Source organism: Actinomyces urogenitalis DSM 15434, assembly GCF_000159035.1.
GTDB classification, from domain to species: Bacteria; Actinomycetota; Actinomycetes; order Actinomycetales; family Actinomycetaceae; genus Actinomyces; species Actinomyces urogenitalis.
Map to the genome: position 1 here is coordinate 482,601 of NZ_DS999574.1, position 2,412 is coordinate 485,012.

Annotated in this window: 2 protein-coding genes; one reads left to right on the top strand and one right to left on the bottom strand. The window is 71.8% G+C overall.

Annotated features, from left to right (window positions below; all coding sequences use genetic code 11):
- Positions 1–1,080 (top strand): DNA polymerase III subunit delta' (locus tag HMPREF0058_RS02065; RefSeq protein WP_141560447.1); only part of this gene is annotated, 1,080 nt, incomplete at its 5' end.
- 91 nt (positions 1,081–1,171) lie between these two features.
- Here HMPREF0058_RS02065 and HMPREF0058_RS02070 read toward each other — a convergent pair.
- A complete protein-coding gene (locus HMPREF0058_RS02070) occupies positions 1,172–2,131 on the bottom strand; it encodes a helix-turn-helix domain-containing protein (RefSeq protein WP_006548008.1) in 960 nt (319 codons plus the stop codon).
- Positions 2,132–2,412: the final 281 nt, after the last annotated feature.

Here is a 2,412-nt window from a genome sequence, read left to right on the forward strand (position 1 = left end):
GTGGACGCCTCGGCCATGACTCACGCCCGGCTCGTCACTGGCCCGCCGGGCTCCGGGCGCTCGAACGCGGCCAGGGCCTTCGCGGCTGCCTTGCAGTGCACCGGGCCGCAGCCTGGGTGCGGGCAGTGCAAGGCCTGCCGGGACGTCATGAGCGGCTCCCACCCCGATGTGGTTCGCCTGGCCACGGACAAGCTCCTCATCACCATGGAGGAGGTCAAAGAGCTCATCGGTGAGGCCCAGCGTCGGCCCTGGACCGGGCGCTGGCGCGTCATCCTCGTCGAGGACGCCGATCGCATGGTCGAGCGCACCACGAACGTGCTGCTGAAGTCCATCGAGGAGCCCCCGCCCCAGACGGTGTGGATCCTGTGCACCCCCTCGGCTGACGACGTCCTGCCCACCATCCGCTCGCGCTGCCGCCTGGTGACGCTGCGGATCCCCCCGGCGGACGCCGTCGCCGAGCTGCTGGTGCGCCGTGACGGGGCGGATCCCGCCCTGGCAGCCCGGGCCGCGAGGGCCAGCCAGTCCCATATCGGCCTGGCCCGCCACCTGGCGACCGACCCTGGCGCGTGGGAGCGGCGTCGTCGGCTCCTGCTGGCACCGGTGAGCCTGCGCAGCGTTGGGGACGCCGTGCTGGCGGCCGCCGAGCTCGTCGACAGCGCTGAGGCCGAGGCTAAGGAGGCCACTGAGCAGCGTGACGCCGCTGAGAAGGCCGAGCTCCTGCGTGCCCTGGGCATGGAGGGAGACGCCAAGGTTCCCCCGGCGCTGCGTGCGCAGGTCAGGCAGCTGGAGGAGGACCAGAAGCGGCGGGCCAAGCGTGCCCGCACGGACGTCCTGGACCGGGCGATGATCGACCTCCTGTCCTTCTATCGCGACGTGCTGGCCACGCAGATGGGATCGGACGTCGAGCGGGTCAACACGGACCTTGACGAGGTGGTGACGCAGGTGGCGCGCAGCACCGGTGCTCCCCAGTCCCTGGCCCGGATCGCGGCGATCGAGGAGTGCCGGGAGCGCCTGCGCTCCAACGCGGCGCCGCTGCTGGCGGTCGAGGCGCTCATGGTCCAGCTCCGTCCGCAGGCCTGAGGCTGGCTCTGCCCGGCGCGAGTGTGCAGGTAGCGCCTTGGCAGTGCAGGACGAGGCTGCACACTGGTTGTCACACCTGCACACTCACGGCTCAGTGACCGGCCGCTACCTCGCGCTCGCGGGCCGGAGCGAGCTCGGTGGCCGCCCAGGTTGACAGCAGGGCCAGGGCGTCAGCGCTGGGCGAGCCCGGCTCCACGCCGTAGAGCAGCATGGTGAGGTCAGGGGCGGTGCCCATCGTCGCCGGCTCGTAGGCCAGGTGGATCTCGCCGACCACCGGGTGGTTGATGATCTTCTCCCCGCGGCACATGTAGCGCACGTCGTGGCGTGCCCACAGGGTCGCGAACTCGCGGCTCGTCGTCGACAGCTCGCCGATAAGCGCCTGGAGACCGGGCTGGGCGGGGTCGGCTCCCGCCGCCAGGCGCAGCATGGCGACGAGGTCCTCAGCCCCCTGCTCCCAGGTAGGGAAGAAGCTGCGTGAGCGCTCGTCCAGGAACATGAAACGAGCCATGTTGGGGTGTGGGGAGCGCACTGCCTCGCACGGGTCGAGGAAGAGCGGGGAGTACAGGGCGCGGGCCAGGTCGTTAGCCGCCACGTAGGTGCCCACGGCGTCGCGCACGGCCGCCGGGTTGGGCGTGGAGTCCAGGATCCACTGCACCCCGGGACGCACCGAGCGATGGGCTGGCCGCTGGCTGCGCCGCCTGGTCTGCCCGGTGGGGGAGACGGCCTGGGCGAGGTCGAAGAGGTGGTGGCGCTCGGCGTCGTCCAGCAGCAGGGCGCCGGCAATGGCCTCCAGCACCTCCTGCGAGGCGCCGGACATGTTTCCGCGCTCCAGCCGGGTGTAGTAGTCCACGCTGACGCCGGCCAGCATGGCGACCTCTTCGCGGCGCAGCCCAGGCACACGTCGGTGTCCCCCACCCACCGGCAGGGCAACCATTTCCGGTGTGACGCGGGCTCGGCGCGTGGTGAGGAAGCTCTTGATCTCGGCACGCGCATCCGTGGTGGAGGACGTGGCGGTGGCATGAGTGGCAGCAGGACGGCCGGTGGAGGTCATGGCCCCAGGGTAGGAGGCAGGCTGCCGGTGGAGGAGGCACCGTCAGTTCCCCTGTGGCGCCCTTGCCGCCCCTGCGCTCCGGTCGGCCCGACTGCGCAGCGGAGGGCGGGAGGCGTCGTCGTGCCTGACGACGGCGCAAATCGGCTTGAAGGAGGAGTGACCACCCGCCGAGGCGCCCGTAGGCTGCCAGGGTGATCACGACGTCCTCGCCCACGACCACCACCCACGCGCCTGGGACTCCCACCTCGCCTGCCTGCGCCCTGACCTCCCCTGCGCCACGC

Bases quoted from the DNA above. Each gene is read 5' to 3' on its own strand.
- HMPREF0058_RS02070 (WP_006548008.1), bottom strand. From the start codon at position 2,131: ATGACCTCCACCGGCCGTCCTGCTGCCACTCATGCCACCGCCACGTCC.